This is a genomic window from Methylibium petroleiphilum PM1 (assembly GCF_000015725.1).
Lineage (GTDB): Bacteria > Pseudomonadota > Gammaproteobacteria > Burkholderiales > Burkholderiaceae_C > Methylibium > Methylibium petroleiphilum.
On record NC_008825.1, the window covers coordinates 2,726,568 to 2,745,421 of the forward strand.

The window sequence follows — 18,854 nt, forward strand, 5'->3', positions numbered from 1 at the left end:
CTCTCCTTCGGGGCGGGCAGTGCGTGCCGGTGTCAGTCGGTCGATTCCGGCCCGACAGGGTTAGCAACTTCCACGCCATTGTGCGTGCTGTCTGCGTCGGGATGATGCCAATAGCGCCGGACCCGTGGGCGCCAGCAGGCGGCGCCCGCCGGGCCGTAGTGCCAGGCGCCGCAGCGCGGGCTGTCCACCACCGAGATGCCTCGTTCGGCATAGCGCGCCAGCACCTCCATCGCCGGATGGCCGAAGCGGTTGCGATAGCCGGCCTGCACGACCGCCACGCGTGGCGCCACGGCGTCGAGGAAGGCGGCGCTGGACGAGGTCTTGCTGCCGTGGTGAGGCACCAGCAGCACCTCGCTCGCCAGCAACCCGCCATGCTGGGCCACCAGGCGCGCCTCCTGCTCGCGCTCCAGGTCGCCGGTGAGCAGTGCCGTGTGCGCCTGCCCGCTCCAGCGGCCGCCGATCCGCAGCACGCAGCTCAGGGTGTTGGGCCGGGGCTTCACCTGCTCCGCCGACGCCAGCGCCTCGGCGGTCGGGTGCAGCAGCTCGAACTGCACGCCGTCCCAGGTCCACCGCCGGCCCGCCACGCAGGGCTCGCGATCGACCCCCAGCGTGCCGGCCAGCGCCAGCAGGCCGTGGCTCGCCTCGAGCGAACTCGCCAGGCGCGTTACCGGCAGGCCGCGCAGCACGGCGCCGGCGCCGCCCACGTGGTCGCTGTCGCGGTGACTCAACATGAGCAGGTCGAGGCGCTCCTCGCCGAGCGAGCGCAGCAGCGGCAGCAGCACCCGCCCGCCGGCATCGGACTCGCGCGAGTACTGCGGCCCGGTGTCGTAGAGCAGCGTGTGGCGCGCGGTGCGCAACAGCACCGACGTGCCCTGGCCGACGTCGATCACCGTCATGTCGTAGGCGCCCTCCGCCGGCCGCGGCACAGCGGGCGCGAGCAGGGGCAGCAACAGCGGCAGGCCGAGCGCGCGCGACGTCCAGGGCAGCGGCAGCAGGGCGAGCGCGGCGCCGAGCAGGCCGCAGGCCGCGGCCCACGGTGTGGCGGCCGGCACGGACCACACCGCCCAGTCCGGCGTGGCGAGCCACTGCAGGCCGGCGTTCAGCTGCGCCACCGTCCAGGCGGCCGGCCCCCACAGCGGCGGCAGCAGCACGCCCAACAGCGCCAGCGGCGTGACGCCGAGCGTGATGATCGGAATGGCGACCAGATTGGCGGCGAAGCCGACCAGCGACAACTGCTGGAAGAACACCAGCGTCAAGGGCGCAAGACCCAGCGTCGCGATGGCCTGCGTGCGCAGGCCGCCCGACAGCAGCCGAACCAGCCACTCCGCAACGCCCTGCCAGCGCAGCCGCGTCGGTGCGGTCGCCAGCCCGCTGGTCGCCGCGACGAGCCCACGCGCCTCGCCCGAGGCCAGCAGCAGGCCCACGGCCGCGAAGGACAGCCAGTAGCCCGGCTGCAGCAGGGCCCAGGGATCGATCGCGGTCACGACCACCATGGCGGCCGTCCAGACCAGCGGCCAGCTCCAGCGCAATCCGGCTGCTCCCAGGACGACGACGCTGGCCAGCATCAGCACCGTGCGCTGCGCCGGCACGCCCCAGCCGGCGAACACCGCATAGGCGCAGGCCGCCGTCAGGCCACCCCAGCGCGCAGCGAGCGGTGTCGGGCACATCCCCATCGCACGGCGGCTGCGCCGCCACAGTGCGCCGACGCCCAAGCCCGCGAGCCACGCGAACATCGTGACATGCAGGCCGCTGATGGACATGAGGTGTGCGACGCCGGTCTGGCGATAGAGCGCCCAGTCGTCGCGCTCGATCGCAGCCTGGTCGCCCACCGCCAGCGCGGCCAGCACGCCGGCTGAGGAGGCATCGGCCACACGCGCCGTGATCGCGTCGCGCACCGATTGCCGCAGGCGATCGACGACGTGGCCCTCGCCGTCTCCGAGCAGGCGGTTGGGCGTGTCGCGCACCGCACGCACCGAGCCGGTCGCGCGCACGCCCTGCTCGAAGAGATACAGCTCGTAGTCGAAACCGTGCGGATTCGACAGGCCATGCGGGCGCTTCAGGCGCAGCATCAGCTGCCAGCGCTGGCCGGCGCGCAGCGCGGGCAATTCGGGGCCGTCGGGTGTGGCGTACCAGCCGAGCGACAGGCGGGACGGCAGCTCGATCACGCGGTCGCCGATGCGCGCAGAGCGAGGCTCGAAGTGGAAGCGCCAGGCCTCGGCCGAGCGCTGCGGCAGCCCGGCGATCACGCCGATCACGGCGAGATCGCGCCCCTCGAGTTCGGCCGGCAGTTGCTCGGCCAGACGCCAGCCGGCGCGCAGGCCTGTCGCACCGAAGCTCACCGCGGTCAGCGCGGTCAGGACGGCCAGCGTCAGCGCGTGGACGCTTCTTCGCAGTGGACCGCGACGATCGAGGCCGAACAGGAGCCTCGACACCGCGAGGCCCAGCACCGCGAGTGCGGCGTAGTGGACCGGCAGCCACAGTTGGGCCTGCTGCAGCTGCAGGGACGATCCCAGCACCACGCCGGCACCGGCAGCCAGCAGGCGCAGGCCCGGCAGCGATGGAGACGAGGGCATCGGCCGAGTGTAGGAAGCCGATGCGCCGATCGGCAGGCCCTCCACGACTGGGGTGACGGCCCGCGCGGTAGGATCGTCGCCCGCGAAAAGGAGCCTCCCTCATGTCGATCCAGCAACGCCTCAAAGACCTCGGCATCGTGCTGCCGCCGGTCGCCGTGCCGGCCGCCGCCTACGTGCCCTTCGTGCGCAGCGGCAACCTGGTGTTCCTGTCCGGCCACATCGCCAAGCGCGACGGCAAGCCGCACGTCGGGCAACTCGGCACCGACATGAACACCGACACCGGCAAGGCCGCCGCGAGGGCCGTCGCGATCGACCTGTTGGGTACGCTGAACGCCGCGGTCGGCGGCGACCTGGAGCGCGTGCTGCGCATCGTCAAGCTCATGAGCCTGGTGAACAGCTCGCCCACCTACACCGAGCACCATCTGGTGACCAATGGCGCCTCCGAGCTGATCGGCGAGGTGTTCGGTGCCGACCGCGGCGCCCACGCCCGCAGCGCCTTCGGCGTGGCGCAACTGCCGTTGGGCGCCTGCGTCGAGATCGAACTGATCGCCGAGGTGGCTGCGTGAGCGTTGCGACCGCGCGCCTGCACCACGCCAGCGTGTTCCACCGGCTGCCGCGCGGCGTGCTCGCGCTGGTGGCGCTGGCCTGCATCACCGCGGTCGGCGGCGCGCTGGTCGCGCAGCACGTGTTCGGCATGCTGCCCTGCCCCTGGTGCATCTTCCAGCGTGTGCTCTACCTGGCGATCGCCGTGGTCGCACTGATCGGCTGGGCCGCACCGGTGTGTGCGGTGACGGTGGTGACGAGCGGACTGGTCCTCGCGCTGTCGGTCGGTGGCATCGCATCGGCCGTGTTCCAGCACCAGGTCGCGGCCAAGGACAGCAGCTGCGCCTTCACGCTCGCGGATCGCTTCCTGAGCGCGACCGGCCTCGAGACTGCCGTGCCCTGGCTGTTCCAGGTGACGGCCACCTGCGCCGAGGCGGCATCCGCCCGGTTGCTGGGCCAGCCCTTCGAGGTGTGGAGCGGCCTGTTGTTCGCGCTGATCGGGCTCACGGCGGCGTTGCTGCTGTGGCACCGCAGGCTGCGCGCCTGATCCCGGTCAAGACCCGGTCACGCGCGGGGACTATGCTGGTCGCCGAGGCGCAGTGCTGCGCCGTAGGAGATCGGCCATGACCCCCTGGCATCGCTTCTGGTTTCCCGACGGCGACAGCGTGCCGTCGCCCACGCGCGACGCCGCGCTGTGGACACCTCAGGCGCTCGCCGAGTCACAGCGCGTGCTGTGGCAGCAGGCCGCCGAGGCGACCGAGGCCTGGTGGCGCTACTGGCGCCTCGCTTGGCCCGCCCTGCCGGGGGTCGTGCCCGCGCGGCCCGTCGTGCCGCCGAGCCCGCTCTCCGCGATGCCGATGCGAGTGGCATCGACCTCCGCAACGCCGCAGGGCCGCAGCGTGGCGCGCAAGCGCCCCGCGACGCCGACCCCCACCCCGGCCAGACCGCGTCGGGCCGCACGCGGCAAGTGATCGGCGCCGGCAGCCGCCGGCAACCGCTCAGGCGCGCAGCAGCCAGGTCGGTTTGAAGCCGATGTCGGCCGGCTTGCCCTTGCGCGCCCGCGCACCCTTGTAGACGGCCACCGCCGCCGCGCCGAGCGTCTCGTCCTTGGCCTTGCCGCCACGGCCGCTGCCCAGCACGCGCAGGGTCTTGTCGAAGGCAGCGACGCTCACCAGAGCGTCCTTGGCCTCCAGGTCCATCAGCGTCAGGCCGCGGCCGCCCTTGGGCTGCAGCTTCAGATCATCGAGCGCGAACACCAGCAGGCGACCGCCGAGGCTGAGGCAGGCGATCTGCCCCGCGGCATCGGCACGGCTGGGCGGCAACGGCTTCTCGCCCTCGGCCAGCGTGAGGAAGCCCTTGCCGCCGCGCTGGCGCGACTGCAGGTCGCCGGCCTTCGCCAGCAGACCGTAGCCGCCGGTGTTGGCGAGCAGCAGCGTCGCGTCGGCCGGGCCGGCGAAGTAGTGCTGCGGCTGGGTGCCCGATTCGAGCTCGATCATCGACGTGATCGGCTGCCCGTCGCCACGCGCGCCGGGCAGGCCGCTGACGGCGACCGAGTACACGCGCCCGTTCGATCCGAACACCAGCAAAGTGTCGACGGTGCGGCACTCGAAGGTGCCGTAGAGCGTGTCGCCGGCCTTGAAGGCAAAGGCCGCGGCGTCGTGGCCATGACCCTGGCGCGCGCGCACCCAGCCCTTGCTGCTGATGACCACCGTGACCGGCTCGTCGACCACCTTGACCTCGGCGACCGCCTTCTTCTCGGCCTGGATCAGCGTGCGGCGTTCGTCGCCGTGCGTCTTGGCATCGGCCTCGATCTCCTTCACGACCGTGCGCTTCAGCGCGGCCGGGCTGTTGAGAATCTCCTCGAGCCGACCCTGCTCCTCGCGCAGGCTCTTCAGCTCCTGCTCGATCTTGATGGCTTCCAGCCGCGCCAATTGGCGCAGCCGGATCTCGAGGATGTCCTCGGCCTGCCGGTCGCTGAGCCGGAAGCGCTCGATCAGCGCCGGCTTGGGCTCATCGGCATTGCGGATGATGCGGATCACCTCGTCGATGTTCAGCAACACAAGCTGCCGGCCTTCGAGGATGTGGATGCGGTCCAGCACCTTGCCAAGACGGTGGCGGGTGCGGCGCTGCACCGTCTCGAGCCGGAAACCGATCCACTCGGTCAGCATCTGACGCATCGACTTCTGCGTCGGCCGGCCGTCGGCCCCCACCATCGTCAGGTTGATCGACGCCGAGGTCTCCAGGCTGGTGTGCGCCAGCAGCACGTTGATCAGCTCCTGCTGCTCGACGGTGCGGCTCTTGGGCTCGAACACCAGACGCACCGCGGCTTCCTTGCCGGATTCGTCGCGCACCGCGTCCAGCACCGCGAGCACGGTGGTCTTGAGCTGGGTCTGCTCGGCGCTCAGTGCCTTCTTGCCGGCCTTGACCTTGGGGTTGGTCAGCTCCTCGATCTCCTCCAGCACCTTCTGCGCGCTGGTGCCGGGCGGCAGTTCGGTGACCACGAGGTTCCATTGACCGCGCGCCAGATCCTCGATCTTCCATTTCGCCCGCACCTTCAGCGAACCGCGGCCGCTGCGATAGGCGTCGCGGATGTCGGCCTCGGCGCTGATGATCTGGCCGCCGCCCGGGTAGTCGGGGCCGGGCAGCAAGGCGAACAGCTCGTCGTCGGACAGCTTTTCCTGCTTGATCAGCGCCACCGCGGCGGCGGCCACCTCGCGCAGGTTGTGGCTGGGGATCTCGGTCGCCAGGCCCACCGCGATGCCGCTCGCGCCGTTCAGCAGCACGAAGGGCAGGCGCGCGGGCAACTGCTTCGGCTCCTGCGTGGAGCCGTCGTAGTTGGGGATGAAGTCGACCGTGCCCTCGTCGATCTCGTCGAGCAGCAGCCGCGTGATCGGCGCGAGACGCGCTTCGGTGTAGCGCATCGCCGCCGCGCCGTCACCGTCGCGCGAGCCGAAGTTGCCCTGGCCGTCGATCAGCGGATAGCGCTGCGAGAAGTCCTGCGCCATCCGCACCAGCGCGTCGTAGGCCGCGGTGTCGCCGTGCGGGTGGTAGCGGCCCAGCACGTCGCCGACCACGCGCGCGCTCTTCATCGCCTTGGGGCCGCCGGCGGTGGTGAAGGCCAGGCCCAGCCGCTCCATCGCGTACAGGATGCGACGTTGCACCGGCTTCTGGCCGTCGCACACGTCGGGCAGCGCGCGGCCTTTGACGACGCTCAGCGCGTACTCGAGGTAGGCCCGCTCGGCATAGTGGGCGAGCGTGATGGCATCGCCGTTGTCGCCGCCGGCAGCATTCAGTTCCAGTTGATTCATCTCGTTCTCGATCGTGAGCCGTCGTCAGACCCGCAGGGTGCGACCCCTCACACATCCACCTCGACCGCATCGCCGTGCAGTTCCATCAGCTCGCGCCGCGACGCGGCCTCGCCCTTGCCCATCAGCTTGTTGAACGAGCCCTCGGTCTGGCCGAAGTCCAGCAGGCCCCAGCTCACTGGGAGCAGGCGGCGCGTGTCGGGGTTGAGCGTGGTGTCCCACAGCTGCTCGGCATTCATCTCGCCCAGGCCCTTGAAGCGGCTGATGGTCCAGCTGGTTTCGCGGGCACCTTCCTTGCGCAGCTTGTCGAGGATGGCGGTGAGCTCGCCCTCGTCCAGCGCATAGAGCTTCGCCGCCGGCTTCTTGCCGCGCGCCGGCGCGTCCACACGGAACAGCGGCGGCTTGGCGATGCAGATGTGGCCGCGCTCGATCAGTTTCGGGAAGTGCCGGAAGAACAGCGTCAGCAGCAGCACCTGGATGTGCGAGCCGTCGACGTCGGCGTCGCTCAGGATGCAGATCTTGCCGTAGCGCAGGCCCGAGAGGTCGGGCTCGTCGGCGGCGCCGTGAGGATCGACGCCGATCGCCACCGAGATGTCGTGGATCTCGTTGTTGGCGAACAGACGATCGCGCTCGACCTCCCAGGAATTGAGCACCTTGCCGCGCAGCGGCAGGATGGCCTGGGTCTCCTTGTCGCGGCCCATCTTGGCGCTGCCTCCAGCCGAGTCGCCTTCGACGAGGAAGAGTTCGTTGAGCGCGAGGTCGCGGCTCTCGCAGTCGGTCAGCTTACCAGGCAGCACCGCCACGCCGGAGCCCTTGCGCTTCTCGACCTTCTGCCCGGCGCGCTGGCGCGCCTGGGCCTGGCGGATCACCAGCTCGGCCAGCTTGCGGCCATGCTCGACGTGCTGGCTCAGCCACAGCTCGAAGGCCGGTTTCACGTAGGTGGACACCAGCCGCAGCGCATCGCGCGAGTTGAGTCGCTCCTTGGTCTGCCCCTGGAACTGCGGGTCGAGCACCTTGGCGCTCAGCACGAAGCTGGCGCGCGAGAACACGTCGTCGGGCATCAGCTTCACGCCCTTCGGGCAAAGCGCGTGCAGCTCGATGAAGCCCTTGACGGCCTGGAACAGGCCATCCTTCAGGCCCGACTCATGCGTACCGCCGGCCACCGTGGGGATCAGGTTCACGTAGCTTTCGCGCACCGCCTGACCGTCCTCGGTGAAGGCCACGCACCAGGCCGCACCCTCGCCCTCGGCGAAATTCTCGGTCTCGCCTTCCTCGGCATAGTGCGCGCCCTCGAACAGGGGAATCACCGGGTCCGCCTGCAGCGTCTGCATCAGGTAGTCGCGCAGCCCGCCTTCGTAGCGCCAGGTCTGCACCTCGCCGCTCTTCTCGTGCGTGAGCGTCACGCTCACGCCCGGCATCAGCACCGCCTTGCTGCGCAGCAGGTGCACCAGTTCGTTCCTCGGTAGCTCGGCGCTCTCGAAGTACTTCGGGTCTGGCCAGACCCGCACGCTGGTGCCCTGCCGGCGGTCTGCGGCACCGGCCTTGCGCGAGGCGACCGGCTCGATCACGTCGCCGCCGGAGAAGGCCAGTGCCGCGACCTTGCCCTCACGGAACACCTCGACCTGCAGTCGCGTCGACAGCGCATTGGTCACGCTGACGCCCACACCGTGCAGGCCGCCGGAGAAGCTGTAGGCACCGCCCGCGCCCTTGTCGAACTTGCCGCCAGCGTGCAGCCGCGTGAACACGATCTCGACCACCGGCACCTGCTCCTCGGGGTGCAGGCCGAAGGGGATGCCGCGGCCGTCGTCGTCGACGCTGACCGAGCCGTCGGCATGCAGCGTCACCGCGATGCGCTGGCCGTGCCCGGCGAGCGCCTCGTCGGCGGCGTTGTCGATCACTTCCTGCACGATGTGCAGCGGGTTGTCGGTGCGGGTGTACATGCCCGGCCGCTGCTTCACCGGCTCCAGACCCTTGAGCACGCGGATGGACGATTCGCCGTAACGGCCCGGCGAAGAAGATTTGGTTGCCATGGGCGAAGATTCTAGGGAGCCGCCGCGCGTGCACCGGCGCGCGGGCTTACCACACTGCCCCCACCCGCTCCGCCGCCTGCGCAGGGCATCTCCACGGCAGACGGCCAACGCCGGTGACAAACGTCGGAACGTGAAAATCGTGACAATCGGTCGATGACCTCGCCGACCCGCGCTCCGCACACGCTTTCGATGACCCAGGTGCTGCTGTGCGGCGCCGCCATCGTCACGCTGTCGATGGGCATCCGCCACGGCTTCGGGCTGTGGCTACAGCCGATCACGATGGACCGCGGCTGGTCCCGGGAGACCTTCGGCCTCGCGCTGGCGATCCAGAACCTGAGCTGGGGCCTGGTCGGTCCGTTCGCCGGCATGCTGGCCGACCGCTACGGCGCCTTCAAGGTGCTGGTGGCCGGTTCCGTGCTCTACGCCGGCGGGCTGGTGCTGATGGCGCTGGCCACGTCAGGTCTGGCCTTTCACGGCAGTGCCGGGCTGATGATCGGCATGGCCCAGGCCGGCTGCACCTACGCCATCGTCTATGGCGTGATCGGTCGCAACGTCGCCCCCGAGAAGCGCTCGTGGGCGATGGGCATCACGGCTGCGGCCGGCTCGTTCGGCCAGTTCCTGATGGTGCCGGTGGAAAGCGGCCTGATCTCGGCCTTCGGCTGGCAGGAAGCCCTGATCCTGCTGGGTTGCGCGGCACTGGCCATCGTGCCGCTGGCCTTCGGCTTGAAGGAGCCGAAACTCGCCCCACCCGCCGGCAGGCAGCAGAGCATCGGCGAGGCCGTTCGCGAGGCCTTCGGCTACCGCAGCTTCCAGCTGCTGATGGCGGGCTACTTCGTCTGCGGCTTCCAGGTGGTCTTCATCGGCGTACACATGCCGAGCTACCTGAAGGACCACGGCCTGTCGCCGCAGGTGGCGACGACGGCGCTGGCGCTGATCGGCCTGTTCAATGTGTTCGGCACCTACGCGGCCGGCGTGCTGGGCCAGCGGCTGGCCAAGCGCCACATCCTGGCGAGCATCTACGCGTTGCGCTCGGTGGCCATCATCGCCTTTCTGCTGCTGCCGTTGACGCCCGCCTCGGTCTACGCGTTCTCGATCGCGATGGGGCTGCTGTGGCTGTCGACGGTGCCGACCACCAATGCCGTGGTCGCGCAGATCTTCGGCGTCAAGCACTTCTCGATGCTGGGCGGCTTCGTCTTCCTGGCCCACCAGATCGGCAGCTTCCTCGGTGTGTGGCTGGGCGGCAAGCTCTACGACGCGACCGGCAGCTACGACGTGGTGTGGTGGATCGCGGTCGCGCTCGGCGTGTTCGCCGCGCTGATCAACCTGCCGGTGCGGGAGACCGCGATCGTGCGCGGCGGCGTCCCGGCGCCGGCATGACACGCGGGGCGCCACGGCGATGAGAGCCCTCTCCTGCAAGCGACTCCTGATCTGGGCCGTGTCCGCTGCCGCCCTGGGTGCGGTGTTCCTGGCCTACCTGCAGCCCGACCTGATGGTCGACCTGGCCAACCGCGTATGGAGCTGCTTCTAGCATGGGTTCGACCGCGCTGCACGGTGGGCTGGCGGTGTCGCCCTGGTTGGAACGCTGGACGCGCACGCTCCCGGCCGGCCAGCGCGTGCTCGACCTGGCCTGCGGTTCCGGCCGACACCTGCGCTGGCTCACGGTCCAAGGGCAGCGCCTCACCGGCGTGGACCGCGACGCGGCGGCCCTCGCGGATCTGGCATCCGCCTGCCCGCAGGCCGAGCTGATCACCGCCGACATCGAGTCCGGTCCGTGGCCGCTGGAGGGCCGCAGCTTCGACGTGGTGATCGTCACCCATTACCTGTGGCGACCGCTGCTGCCCACGATCCTCGCCTGCGTGGCCGCCAACGGCCGCCTGATCTACGAAACCTTCGCGATCGGCAACCAGACCGTCGGCAAGCCGTCGAACCCCGACTTCCTGCTGCGCCCGGGCGAGCTGCTCGACGCGGTGCGCGGCGCCGGTGCCGGCTGGCGCGTGCTGGGCTACGAGGACGGCACGCTGGAGTCACCGCTGCGCTTCGTGCAGCGCATCGCCGCCGTGCGGGAGGCCGAGCCCGGCGCGTCGGCCTCGGACCAGCCACCGCGTTATCCCTTGTAGCCACCGCGTCAGCCTCGTTGCCGCGGCTGGCTAAAATCCCGGGATTCAGAGGACTCCCCATGAAACCCATCGTTGGCAGCATCGTCGCGCTCGTCACGCCGATGCACGAGGACGGTAGCGTCGACTACCCCTCTCTGCGTCGCCTGATCGACTGGCACATTGCCGAAGGCACCGACTGCATCGGCGTGGTCGGCACCACCGGCGAATCGCCGACGGTCGCGCCCGAAGAGCACTGCGAGATCATCCGCGTGGCGGTCGAGCATGTCGCCGGACGCGTGCCGGTGATGGCCGGAGCCGGCGCGAACTCCACGCGCGAAGCCATCGAGCTCAGCCGCTACGCCAAGCAGGTCGGCGCCGACTGCACGCTGCAGGTCGTGCCCTACTACAACAAGCCCACGCAGGAAGGCCAGTACCAGCACTTCCGCAGCATCGCCGAAGCGGTGGACATCCCGGTGGTGCTCTACAACGTGCCCGGCCGTACCGTGGCCGATATGCTGCCCGAGACAGTGCTGCGTCTGGCCCAGGTGCCCGGCATCGTCGGCCTGAAGGAAGCCACCGGCAACATCGAGCGCGCATGCTGGCTGATCAAGCAGGCACCGAAGGGCTTCTCCATCTACTCCGGCGACGACCCGACCGCGGTGGCGCTGATGCTGCTGGGTGGCCATGGCAACGTCAGCGTGACGGCCAACGTTGCGCCGCGTGCGATGCACGAGCTGTGCGTCGCGGCGATGGCCGGTGACGCGAAGCGCGCCGCCAAGATCCACCTGGCGCTGTTGCCGCTGCACAAGCAGTTGTTCTGCGAACCCAATCCGATTCCGGTGAAGTGGGCGCTGCAGCGCATGGGCCGCTGCGGCGGCGCACTGCGCCTGCCGCTGACGCCGCTGAGTGCAGCGCTGCAGCCGGTGGTCGAGCAGTCGCTGCGCGACGCCGGCCTGCTGTGACGCTTCGGCCCCCGGAACGGTACCGCTGCTTCACCCACGACGCCTTGCGCTCCCCTGCCCCGCCGCACCGGCGGCCTGCCCAGCCCGATCCCCGGAGAAGCCTCCCGTGAGTTTTCAAAGTCGATTCAACGTTCCTGCCCGCCTGCTGCTGATCGCGGTGGCGTCCGGCCTGTCGGCCTGCACGATCAACAATGCGCTGGAAGGCGACAAGGTCGACTACAAGACCAAGGGAGCGAAATCGGTCTCGCTCGAGATCCCGCCCGACCTCACCCAGCTCTCCCCCGACCAGCGCTACCAGACGGCCAGCGGCACGATCAGCGCATCGACGCTGCAGACGCCTTCGCCCAACAGTTCGGCGCCCACCGCCGCCGGCACGGCCGCGAGCGTCGCGCCCAGCGTGGTCGGCGATGTCCGCCTCGAGCGCGCCGGCAGCCAGCGCTGGCTGGCCACTCGCCAGACACCCGAGCAGCTGTGGCCTCAACTGCAGGCCTTCTGGCAGGAGCGCGGCTTCCAGCTCGATCTCGAGCAGCGCGACACCGGGCTGATGGAAACCAACTGGGCCGAGAACCGCGCCAAGCTGCCGCAGGACATCATCCGCGGCACGATCGGCAAGGTGTTCGATTCGGTCTACGACACCGGCGAGCGGGACCGCTTCCGCACCCGTCTGGAGCGCACGCCCGAGGGTGGCACCGAGATCTACATCAGCCACCGCGGCATGGTCGAGGTCTACACCAGCGAGCGCAAGGACTCCACGGTATGGCAGCCCCGCCCGGCCGACCCCGATCTCGAGGCGGTGATGCTGTCGCGCCTGATGCTCAAGCTCGGCGCCAAGGAAGAGCAGGCCAAGGCCGCGGAAGCCGCTGCGGCGGCCGCCTCGGCCGCCCCGGTGCCGCCCGCCGCCCGTGCGCGACTGCTGGCCGGCGCCGGCACTGGACTGCAGGTCGACGAGGGCTTCGACCGCGCCTGGCGGCGTGTCGGCCTGGCACTGGACCGCAGCGGCTTCACGGTCGAGGATCGCGACCGCGCCCAGGGCCTGTACTACGTGCGCTACATCGACCAGGCGCAGGCTGCCAAGGATGAGCCCGGCTTCTTCAGCAAGCTGTTCGGTGGCGGCAAGAAGGACGCGGCGGCACAAGGTGGCCTGGCGCGCTACCGCATCGCGGTGAAGAGCCAGGCGGATTCAACGCTGGTGACGGTGCTGAACAACCAGGGCGGCTCCGAGACGGGTGATGCCGCGCAGCGCATCCTGGAACTGCTGGCGACCGACCTGAAGTAGCGATAACGGCCTGAACGGCGGAGACTGCGGTCGCTGCCATGCGCTTTTGCAGCCTCGGCAGCGGCAGTACCGGCAATGCCACGCTGGTGGAGGCCGGCGCGACCCGCCTGCTGATCGACTGCGGCTTCACGCAGAAGGAGCTGTCGCTGCGGCTCGGCCGCCTCGGCCTCGACCCGCCCGGCCTCACGGCCCTGTTCATCACCCACGAGCATGGTGACCACGTCGGCTGCGCGCTGAGCCTGGCCCGGCGCCACCGCCTGCCGCTGTGGATGAGCCGCGGCACCTGGCGCGCGATCGGCGCCCCCGAACTCGACGACGACCTGCTGCACTTCGTGAGCGATGGGGCTCCCGTCGCGGTGGGGGATCTCGAACTGTCGCCCTACACCGTGCCTCACGACGCCGCCGAGCCGTTGCAACTGAGCTGCACCGATGGCCAGCGCCGGTTGGGCGTGCTCACCGATGCCGGCTCGATCACGGCGCACCTTCTGGGTGCATTGCAGGACTGCGACGCACTGCTGCTGGAGTGCAATCACGACCGGGACCTGCTGGCGAACTCGAGCTACCCCGCCTCGTTGAAGGCCCGTGTCGGCGGGCGCCTGGGCCATTTGGCGAACGACACCGCCGCCGAGGTGCTGGCCGCCTGCCGACATGCCGGGTTGCGCCATGTGGTGGCAGCCCATCTGAGCGAACAGAACAACCGTCCGGATCTGGCTGCCGCCGCATTGGCCGGGGCGGTCGGCACCGACGCCGCCGACATCGTGGTGGCCAGCGCGCGCCGGGGTTTCGACTGGCTGGACCTGGCCTGAGCCGCTTCGCGCGGCCGCCGGACGAAAAAAAGCCGCCCCGAGGGGCGGCTTCCTGAAGCGCGGAGCGACCGGGACCAGCGCCCTGTCGCCCTCCTGCCTGCATTTACTTCGTGGCAGCGTCGATGGCGGCCGAAGCAGCAGCACCGGCAGCCGAAGCCGCATCCGCAGCGCCCGCGGCGGCACCGGCGGCGGCCGAAGCGGCTGCGTCGGTCGCAGCGGTGGCAGCCGACGACGCAGCGTCAGCCGCAGCACCTGCCGCAGCCGAAGCCGCGTCAGTGGCGGCCGAAGCGGCCTGCGCGGTCGCCGACGCCGCAGCGTCGACGGCGGTCGCGACTTCTTCCTTCTTGCCGCAAGCAGCGAGGGCGGCAGCAGCGATCAGCGTGGCAAGCAGGAGCGATTTTTTCATCATGAGGTCCTCAAACGAAGGGTTCAAATAACACCGGTGTGGCGGAACCCGCCGAACAACGTCGAGTTCCTGACAAAGACCAGGGCCGCTCGAGCAGCCCCATGCCTAGCCCAACAGTGTATCCCGAACATGGTGCATACCCTCATAGACCCAAGGTCGTGACAGGGAAGCTTTCGTCGGCTCGTTGCGAAAGCGCCTCAACGAGTTCTCGACAGGACACCAGATCCGCGGTCTCGCGGTAGACCCGGCCCCGGTAGCGCTCGCCATCGTGCAAGCGGACGGCCACGCGTTCCGGTGCGAACAGCAGCGTCGGCAGTTTGTCGGCCACTTCCTCGTGGACTGCCAGGCACTGGACGATGTGCGACCACTGCCGGCGCCAATGCACCCAGCGCGGGAAACGCTGCGCGAAGCCATCGTAACCGGCGGCCAGCACGGTCAGCTGGCGTCGCGAACTGGCCCAGCGTGTCAGCGCCTCGATCACCGCCGGCTGCCCGAGCGGCCACCGGGCGAAGTCCCGATCGCACAGCCAGAGATGCCGTGCGCCGGCCTCCGCGCACTCGTCCAGCGCGGACAGCACGGCCTGGCCGAAGCCCTCGCGCGTGTCGATCACCTGGGTGCCGCCGGCGGGCGCCGAAGCGCCCTCCTGCGGTGTATCGGTCGGTTCAGCAGCCATCCTCATCTCCCACGACCTGCAGCCAGCCGTCTTCGGCCCACTGCGTCAGCAACTCCCGTGCAGGCTCGCTGGCCCGCTCCAATTCGCGTGTCGACAACGCACGGCGGTCGGCGAGCCGGCGCATCAGAGCGGCATCACGCCCCGCGGCGCGCCAGGATTCGCCATTCACGAACACATGGGCCGCGTCGTACATCATGCGCGTGCGCGGATCCAGGCGCACGCCTGCGTCGACCGACCGCACCTCCGCTGGCGGCGCGAACCAGACGCGCGGCTTCGGCTCGGTGAGCGCCTCGCCGAGCGCCGCCTGCAGCGCCCGCGGATCACGCAGTGCACGCGACACCGCGTCGACCGCGAAGCGCTGCAGCTCCTCGGGGATGCGCCCCGGCGCGTCGGTCGCGGGCTGGGCCGCGTCGCGGTACAGCACGCGCGGCGCGTCGTCCTCGCGCTCGAGCAGCCGAGCCAGCACCTCGCGCGCCAGTTCGCCGCGCGCCGGGGCCCGGAAGCCGATCGATGCGGTCATGCACTCGCCATCGGCCACCCCGTCGTGCCCCCAGCCGGGAGGCAGGTAGAGCATGTCGCCGGGTTCGAGCAGCCACTCCTGCTGCGGCTCGAAGTGCGCCAGGATCTTCAGCGGCAGATCCGGCCGCAGCGTGTCATCGCCCGGCGGCGCGATGCGCCAGCGACGACGACCCTGCACCTGCAGCAGGAACACGTCGTAGGAGTCGACATGCGGGCCGACCCCGCCGCCATCGCTGGCCCACGACAGCATCAGGTCGTCGAGCCGCGCCTCGGGCACGAAGCGGAACATCGACAGCAGGTCGCGCGCCGCCGGCACGTGCAGGTCCAGGCCTTGCACCAGCAACGTCCAGCCGGCCTGAGAAACGGGCGGCAGCGCCCGGCGCGGCAGCGGCCCGGAACGCAAGGTCCAGCGATCGCGCTGCCGCACGATCAGGCGCGACTCGACATCCTCGCTGCCGGCCAGTGCGAACAGCGCGCCGCGGTCCAGCGGGGGGCGCACGCCAGGCAGTGCCTGGCGGATCAGCAGCGGCCGCTTCTGCCAGTGGCGGCGCATGAAACGGCGGGGGCTCAGGGCACCCAGCAAGGGCGTCGGCGTGTCGATGGCAGGCAGCAGGGACATGGCCTCATTGTGCGATCATCCTTTCATGCAAATCACGCCCCCCTGCGTCGTCAGCCTGACCTGGCGGCTCGAAGATGCACACGGCCAGTTGATCGACGAACTGGCCGAGCCGGTGGAGTTCTTCGTCGGCGGCGACGATCTGCTCTCCAAGGTGGAGGAATCGATCGTCGGCCAGTCCGAGGGCTTCGAGGCCACGCTGCACCTGGAGCCCGAGCACGCCTTCGGTGACTACGACGCCGACCTGGTGTTCTTCGAGGAACGCAGCGTCTTTCCGGAGCACATCGAGGCCGGCATGCAATTCGACGGACCGCCCGAAGGCGCGACCACGCGCGACCTCCCGCTCGACACCGTCTACACGATCACCGAGGTCTACGACAGCCACGTGGTGCTCGACGGCAACCACCCGCTGGCCGGCATCGCGCTGGTCCTTGCGCTGAAGGTGCGCGACGTGCGCGCGGCCAGCGAAGAGGAGATCGAGCACCGCTCGGTCTCGACCTCGGCACTCTCGGTGCTGAGCGCGGTACCGCCCTCGCCCCAGCTGCACTGACGCGGCGGCACGGCGCGCGCGGGCCGGGCCCGGTCAGCGCTGGCCGGTCGAGCCGAAACCGCCCTCGCCGCGCTCCGAGGCGCCGAAGTCGTCGACGACCCGGAAGCTCGCCTGCACCACCGGCACGATCACCAGTTGCGCGATGCGTTCGAGCGGCTGCACCGTGAAGGCCGCCAGCCCGCGGTTCCAGCAACTCACCATCAACGGGCCCTGGTAGTCGGAGTCGATCAGGCCGACCAGGTTGCCGAGCACGATCCCGTGCTTGTGGCCCAGGCCGGAGCGCGGCAGGATCACCGCGGCCAGGCCCGGGTCACCGATGTGGATGGACAGGCCGGTCGGGATCAGCTGCGTCTGACCGGGCTCGAGCAACAGCGGCGCGTCGAGGCAGGCGCGCAGGTCGAGGCCGGCACTGCCCGGGGTGGCATAGGCGGGCAGCTGGTCCGCCATGCGCGGGTCCAGCACTTTCACGTCGATCGTCGTCATGGGTTCAGGTGTTCAAGGTGGCACGGCGCCGCGCGATCTCCGCCACCAGCGCGCGCGCCAGCGTGAGCTTGTCGGCCGTGCCGCCGTCGGCCGGCAGCGGCTGTTCGCCCCGTGCGTCGACCAGCAGCAGCGCGTTGTCGTCGCGGCCGAAGGTGGCCGGCCCGAGGTTGCCCACCACCAGCGGCAGCTTCTTGCGTTCGAGCTTGGCACGCGCGTGCACGGCAAGCTGCTCGCTCTCGGCCGCGAAGCCGACGCAGAAGGGCGGGTTCGGCAGCGCGGCCACGGTCGCGAGGATGTCGGTGTTCTCGGTCAGCTCGAAGCTCGGCGCCTGCTTCTTGCCGTCCTTCTTGATCTTGTGCTCGGCCAGCCGCGCCGGTCGCCAGTCGGCAACCGCGGCGGTGGCGACGAAGATGCCGTGCGTCGCCGCCAGCGGCAGCACGGCGGCGAGCATCTGCTCGGCGCTCTGCACGTCGATGCGCCGCACGCCGCGCGGCGTGGGCAGGTGCACCGGGCCAGCCACCAGCGTGACCTCGGCACCGGCCTCGCGGGCGGCCCGCGCCAGCGCGAACCCCATCTTGCCGCTGGAGCGGTTGGTGAGCCCGCGCACCGGGTCGATCGCCTCGAAGGTCGGCCCGGCGGTGATCAGCACGCGCTCACCGGCCAGCGGCTTGGGCGCGAGCTGCGCCACGATGTCCTCGAACAGCTCTGCGGCCTCGAGCATGCGGCCGTCGCCGACCTCGCCACAGGCCTGGTCGCCACTCGCCGGCCCAAGCACCGTCGCGCCATCGGCCCGCAGCTGCGCCAGGTTGCGCTGGGTGGCCGGGTGCGACCACATTTCGCGGTTCATGGCCGGCGCCAGCAGCAGCGGGCAGCGGGCGATGGGGCGCGCCAGGCACAGCAGGCTCAGCAGTTCGTCGGCCCGGCCCTGGGCCAGTTTCGCCATCAGGTCGGCACTCGCCGGCGCGACGATCACCGCGTCGGCGTCGCGCGTGAGGTTGATGTGCGCCATGTTGTTCGGCTCGCCGGCGTCCCACTGGCTGGTCAGCACCGGCTGGCCCGACAGTGCCTGCATCGTCACCGGCGTGATGAACTGCTGCGCCGCATCGGTCATCACCACCCGCACGCTGGCGCCGGCCTTGACCAGCAAGCGCAGCAGCTCGGCCACCTTGTAGCAGGCCACGCCCCCGCTCAGTCCCAGCACGAGGCGCCGGTTCGCGAGGTCACCGCCAGGCTCGGGGCGATCGGTCATCGTGAGGCTTTCGTCGTCGAGGCCGCTCGTCGAGCCGCCGGATGGGCGCGATTATCGCGGCCGCCCGGCGCCGCCGCTCCCGCACGGGTACATGCTCGCCACCCCTTTCGGTTCAATCTGAATTTTCAGTAATTACTGAAAATTCAACTAGAATCCGGGCACGTTCCGCATCCACTGCATGAGCTCGCTCTCCCCTCTCGTCCACAGTTTCGTCTCGCACTTCGGCGAGATGGGCAGTCGCTGGGGCATCAACCGCACGGTGGGACAGATCTACGCGCTGATCTTCGTGTCGCCGACGCCGCTGAATGCGGACGACATCGCCGAGCAGCTGGAGTTCTCGCGCTCGAACGTCAGCATGGGGCTGAAGGAACTGCAGGCCTGGCGGCTGGTCCGGCTGCGCCACCTGCCCGGTGACCGGCGCGAGTACTTCGAGGCCCCGACCGACGCCTGGGAGATCTTCCGCACGCTCGCCGAGGAGCGCCGGCGCCGCGAGATCGAACCCACCCTGACGATGCTGCGCAGTGCGCTGCTCGAGACACCCACCAGCGAGGCCGACCGCATCGCGCAGCAGCGCCTGCGCGGCATGCACGAGCTGATCGAGCTGATGAGCACCTGGTTCGACGACGTCCAGAAGCTCGATGCGAAAACCCTCTCCCAGCTAATGAAGATGGGCTCTAAAGTTCAACGGCTGCTGGAATTCGCCCGCAAGGCGAAGCCCGGCGCGCCTGCCGCCTAAGCCGCATCGCCCCTGATCTGAAAGGACCGAC

At 70.2% G+C, this 18,854-nt stretch carries 18 protein-coding genes; 10 read left to right on the plus strand and 8 right to left on the minus strand.

Annotated elements, in window-relative coordinates; translation table 11 throughout:
* Window positions 1–32 precede the first annotated feature (32 nt).
* Window positions 33–2,573 carry a DNA internalization-related competence protein ComEC/Rec2 gene (locus MPE_RS12875; RefSeq protein WP_011830139.1) on the minus strand — a complete coding sequence of 847 codons (2,541 nt, stop codon included), beginning with the start codon at window positions 2,571–2,573 and terminating at the stop codon, window positions 33–35.
* A gap of 101 nt (window positions 2,574–2,674) precedes the next feature.
* Between MPE_RS12875 and MPE_RS12880 the strand changes: the two genes are divergently transcribed.
* From MPE_RS12880 to MPE_RS12890, 3 genes are all read left to right on the plus strand, one after another.
* Window positions 2,675–3,139 carry a RidA family protein gene (locus MPE_RS12880; RefSeq protein ID WP_011830140.1) on the plus strand — a complete coding sequence of 155 codons (465 nt, stop codon included), beginning with the start codon at window positions 2,675–2,677 and terminating at the stop codon, window positions 3,137–3,139.
* Complete coding sequence (locus MPE_RS12885) at window positions 3,136–3,663, plus strand: disulfide bond formation protein B (RefSeq protein WP_011830141.1); 528 nt, start codon at window positions 3,136–3,138, stop codon at window positions 3,661–3,663. The genes MPE_RS12880 and MPE_RS12885 overlap by 4 nt, the downstream gene beginning before the upstream one ends.
* A 76-nt stretch (window positions 3,664–3,739) precedes the next feature.
* A complete protein-coding gene (locus MPE_RS12890; protein ID WP_011830142.1) occupies window positions 3,740–4,087 on the plus strand; it encodes a hypothetical protein in 348 nt (115 codons plus the stop codon).
* Window positions 4,088–4,114: 27 nt separating this feature from the next.
* Here the strand turns inward: MPE_RS12890 and parC are convergent, their stop codons facing one another.
* Entirely contained in the window at window positions 4,115–6,424 is a 2,310-nt protein-coding gene (gene parC / locus MPE_RS12895) for a DNA topoisomerase IV subunit A (protein ID WP_011830143.1), read from the minus strand.
* Between the two features lie 47 nt (window positions 6,425–6,471).
* Window positions 6,472–8,451, minus strand: coding sequence for a DNA topoisomerase IV subunit B (locus MPE_RS12900; RefSeq protein ID WP_011830144.1), 1,980 nt, complete (start codon window positions 8,449–8,451; stop codon window positions 6,472–6,474).
* A 153-nt stretch (window positions 8,452–8,604) separates the two neighbouring features.
* On the opposite strand from MPE_RS12900, the gene MPE_RS12905 reads away from it, so the two are divergent.
* The 5 genes from MPE_RS12905 to MPE_RS12925 all read left to right on the plus strand — a co-directional run bounded on the left by MPE_RS12905 (window position 8,605) and on the right by MPE_RS12925 (window position 13,591).
* Window positions 8,605–9,828 carry an MFS transporter gene (locus MPE_RS12905; RefSeq protein WP_011830145.1) on the plus strand — a complete coding sequence of 408 codons (1,224 nt, stop codon included), beginning with the start codon at window positions 8,605–8,607 and terminating at the stop codon, window positions 9,826–9,828.
* A 152-nt stretch (window positions 9,829–9,980) separates the two neighbouring features.
* Window positions 9,981–10,568: a class I SAM-dependent methyltransferase gene (locus tag MPE_RS12910; RefSeq protein ID WP_011830147.1), complete on the plus strand. Its 588-nt coding sequence runs from the start codon at window positions 9,981–9,983 to the stop codon at window positions 10,566–10,568.
* A gap of 59 nt (window positions 10,569–10,627) precedes the next feature.
* A complete protein-coding gene (gene dapA / locus MPE_RS12915) occupies window positions 10,628–11,509 on the plus strand; it encodes a 4-hydroxy-tetrahydrodipicolinate synthase (protein WP_011830148.1) in 882 nt (293 codons plus the stop codon).
* Window positions 11,510–11,615: 106 nt separating this feature from the next.
* Window positions 11,616–12,785: an NlpB/DapX family lipoprotein gene (gene bamC, locus MPE_RS12920; RefSeq protein WP_011830149.1), complete on the plus strand. Its 1,170-nt coding sequence runs from the start codon at window positions 11,616–11,618 to the stop codon at window positions 12,783–12,785.
* A gap of 38 nt (window positions 12,786–12,823) precedes the next feature.
* Window positions 12,824–13,591 carry an MBL fold metallo-hydrolase gene (locus tag MPE_RS12925; protein WP_011830150.1) on the plus strand — a complete coding sequence of 256 codons (768 nt, stop codon included), beginning with the start codon at window positions 12,824–12,826 and terminating at the stop codon, window positions 13,589–13,591.
* Between the two features lie 103 nt (window positions 13,592–13,694).
* On the opposite strand, the gene MPE_RS12930 is transcribed toward MPE_RS12925, so the two are convergent.
* From MPE_RS12930 to MPE_RS12940, 3 genes are all read right to left on the minus strand, one after another.
* A complete protein-coding gene (locus MPE_RS12930) occupies window positions 13,695–13,997 on the minus strand; it encodes a hypothetical protein (RefSeq protein ID WP_036234836.1) in 303 nt (100 codons plus the stop codon).
* A 142-nt stretch (window positions 13,998–14,139) separates the two neighbouring features.
* Window positions 14,140–14,670, minus strand: coding sequence for a hypothetical protein (locus MPE_RS12935; RefSeq protein ID WP_011830152.1), 531 nt, complete (start codon window positions 14,668–14,670; stop codon window positions 14,140–14,142).
* On the minus strand, window positions 14,660–15,808 hold the full coding sequence (locus tag MPE_RS12940) for a JmjC domain-containing protein (RefSeq protein WP_011830153.1): 1,149 nt from the start codon (window positions 15,806–15,808) through the stop codon (window positions 14,660–14,662). The genes MPE_RS12935 and MPE_RS12940 overlap by 11 nt, the downstream gene beginning before the upstream one ends.
* A 25-nt stretch (window positions 15,809–15,833) precedes the next feature.
* Between MPE_RS12940 and MPE_RS12945 the strand changes: the two genes are divergently transcribed.
* A complete protein-coding gene (locus tag MPE_RS12945) occupies window positions 15,834–16,355 on the plus strand; it encodes an FKBP-type peptidyl-prolyl cis-trans isomerase (protein WP_011830154.1) in 522 nt (173 codons plus the stop codon).
* A 33-nt stretch (window positions 16,356–16,388) separates the two neighbouring features.
* Here the strand turns inward: MPE_RS12945 and dut are convergent, their stop codons facing one another.
* Both dut and coaBC read right to left on the minus strand, forming a co-directional pair.
* Complete coding sequence (gene dut / locus MPE_RS12950) at window positions 16,389–16,838, minus strand: dUTP diphosphatase (RefSeq protein ID WP_011830155.1); 450 nt, start codon at window positions 16,836–16,838, stop codon at window positions 16,389–16,391.
* A 4-nt stretch (window positions 16,839–16,842) separates the two neighbouring features.
* Window positions 16,843–18,087 carry a bifunctional phosphopantothenoylcysteine decarboxylase/phosphopantothenate--cysteine ligase CoaBC gene (coaBC, locus tag MPE_RS12955; protein ID WP_011830156.1) on the minus strand — a complete coding sequence of 415 codons (1,245 nt, stop codon included), beginning with the start codon at window positions 18,085–18,087 and terminating at the stop codon, window positions 16,843–16,845.
* Between the two features lie 178 nt (window positions 18,088–18,265).
* Between coaBC and MPE_RS12960 the strand changes: the two genes are divergently transcribed.
* Window positions 18,266–18,823, plus strand: coding sequence for a GbsR/MarR family transcriptional regulator (locus tag MPE_RS12960; RefSeq protein ID WP_011830157.1), 558 nt, complete (start codon window positions 18,266–18,268; stop codon window positions 18,821–18,823).
* Window positions 18,824–18,854: the final 31 nt, after the last annotated feature.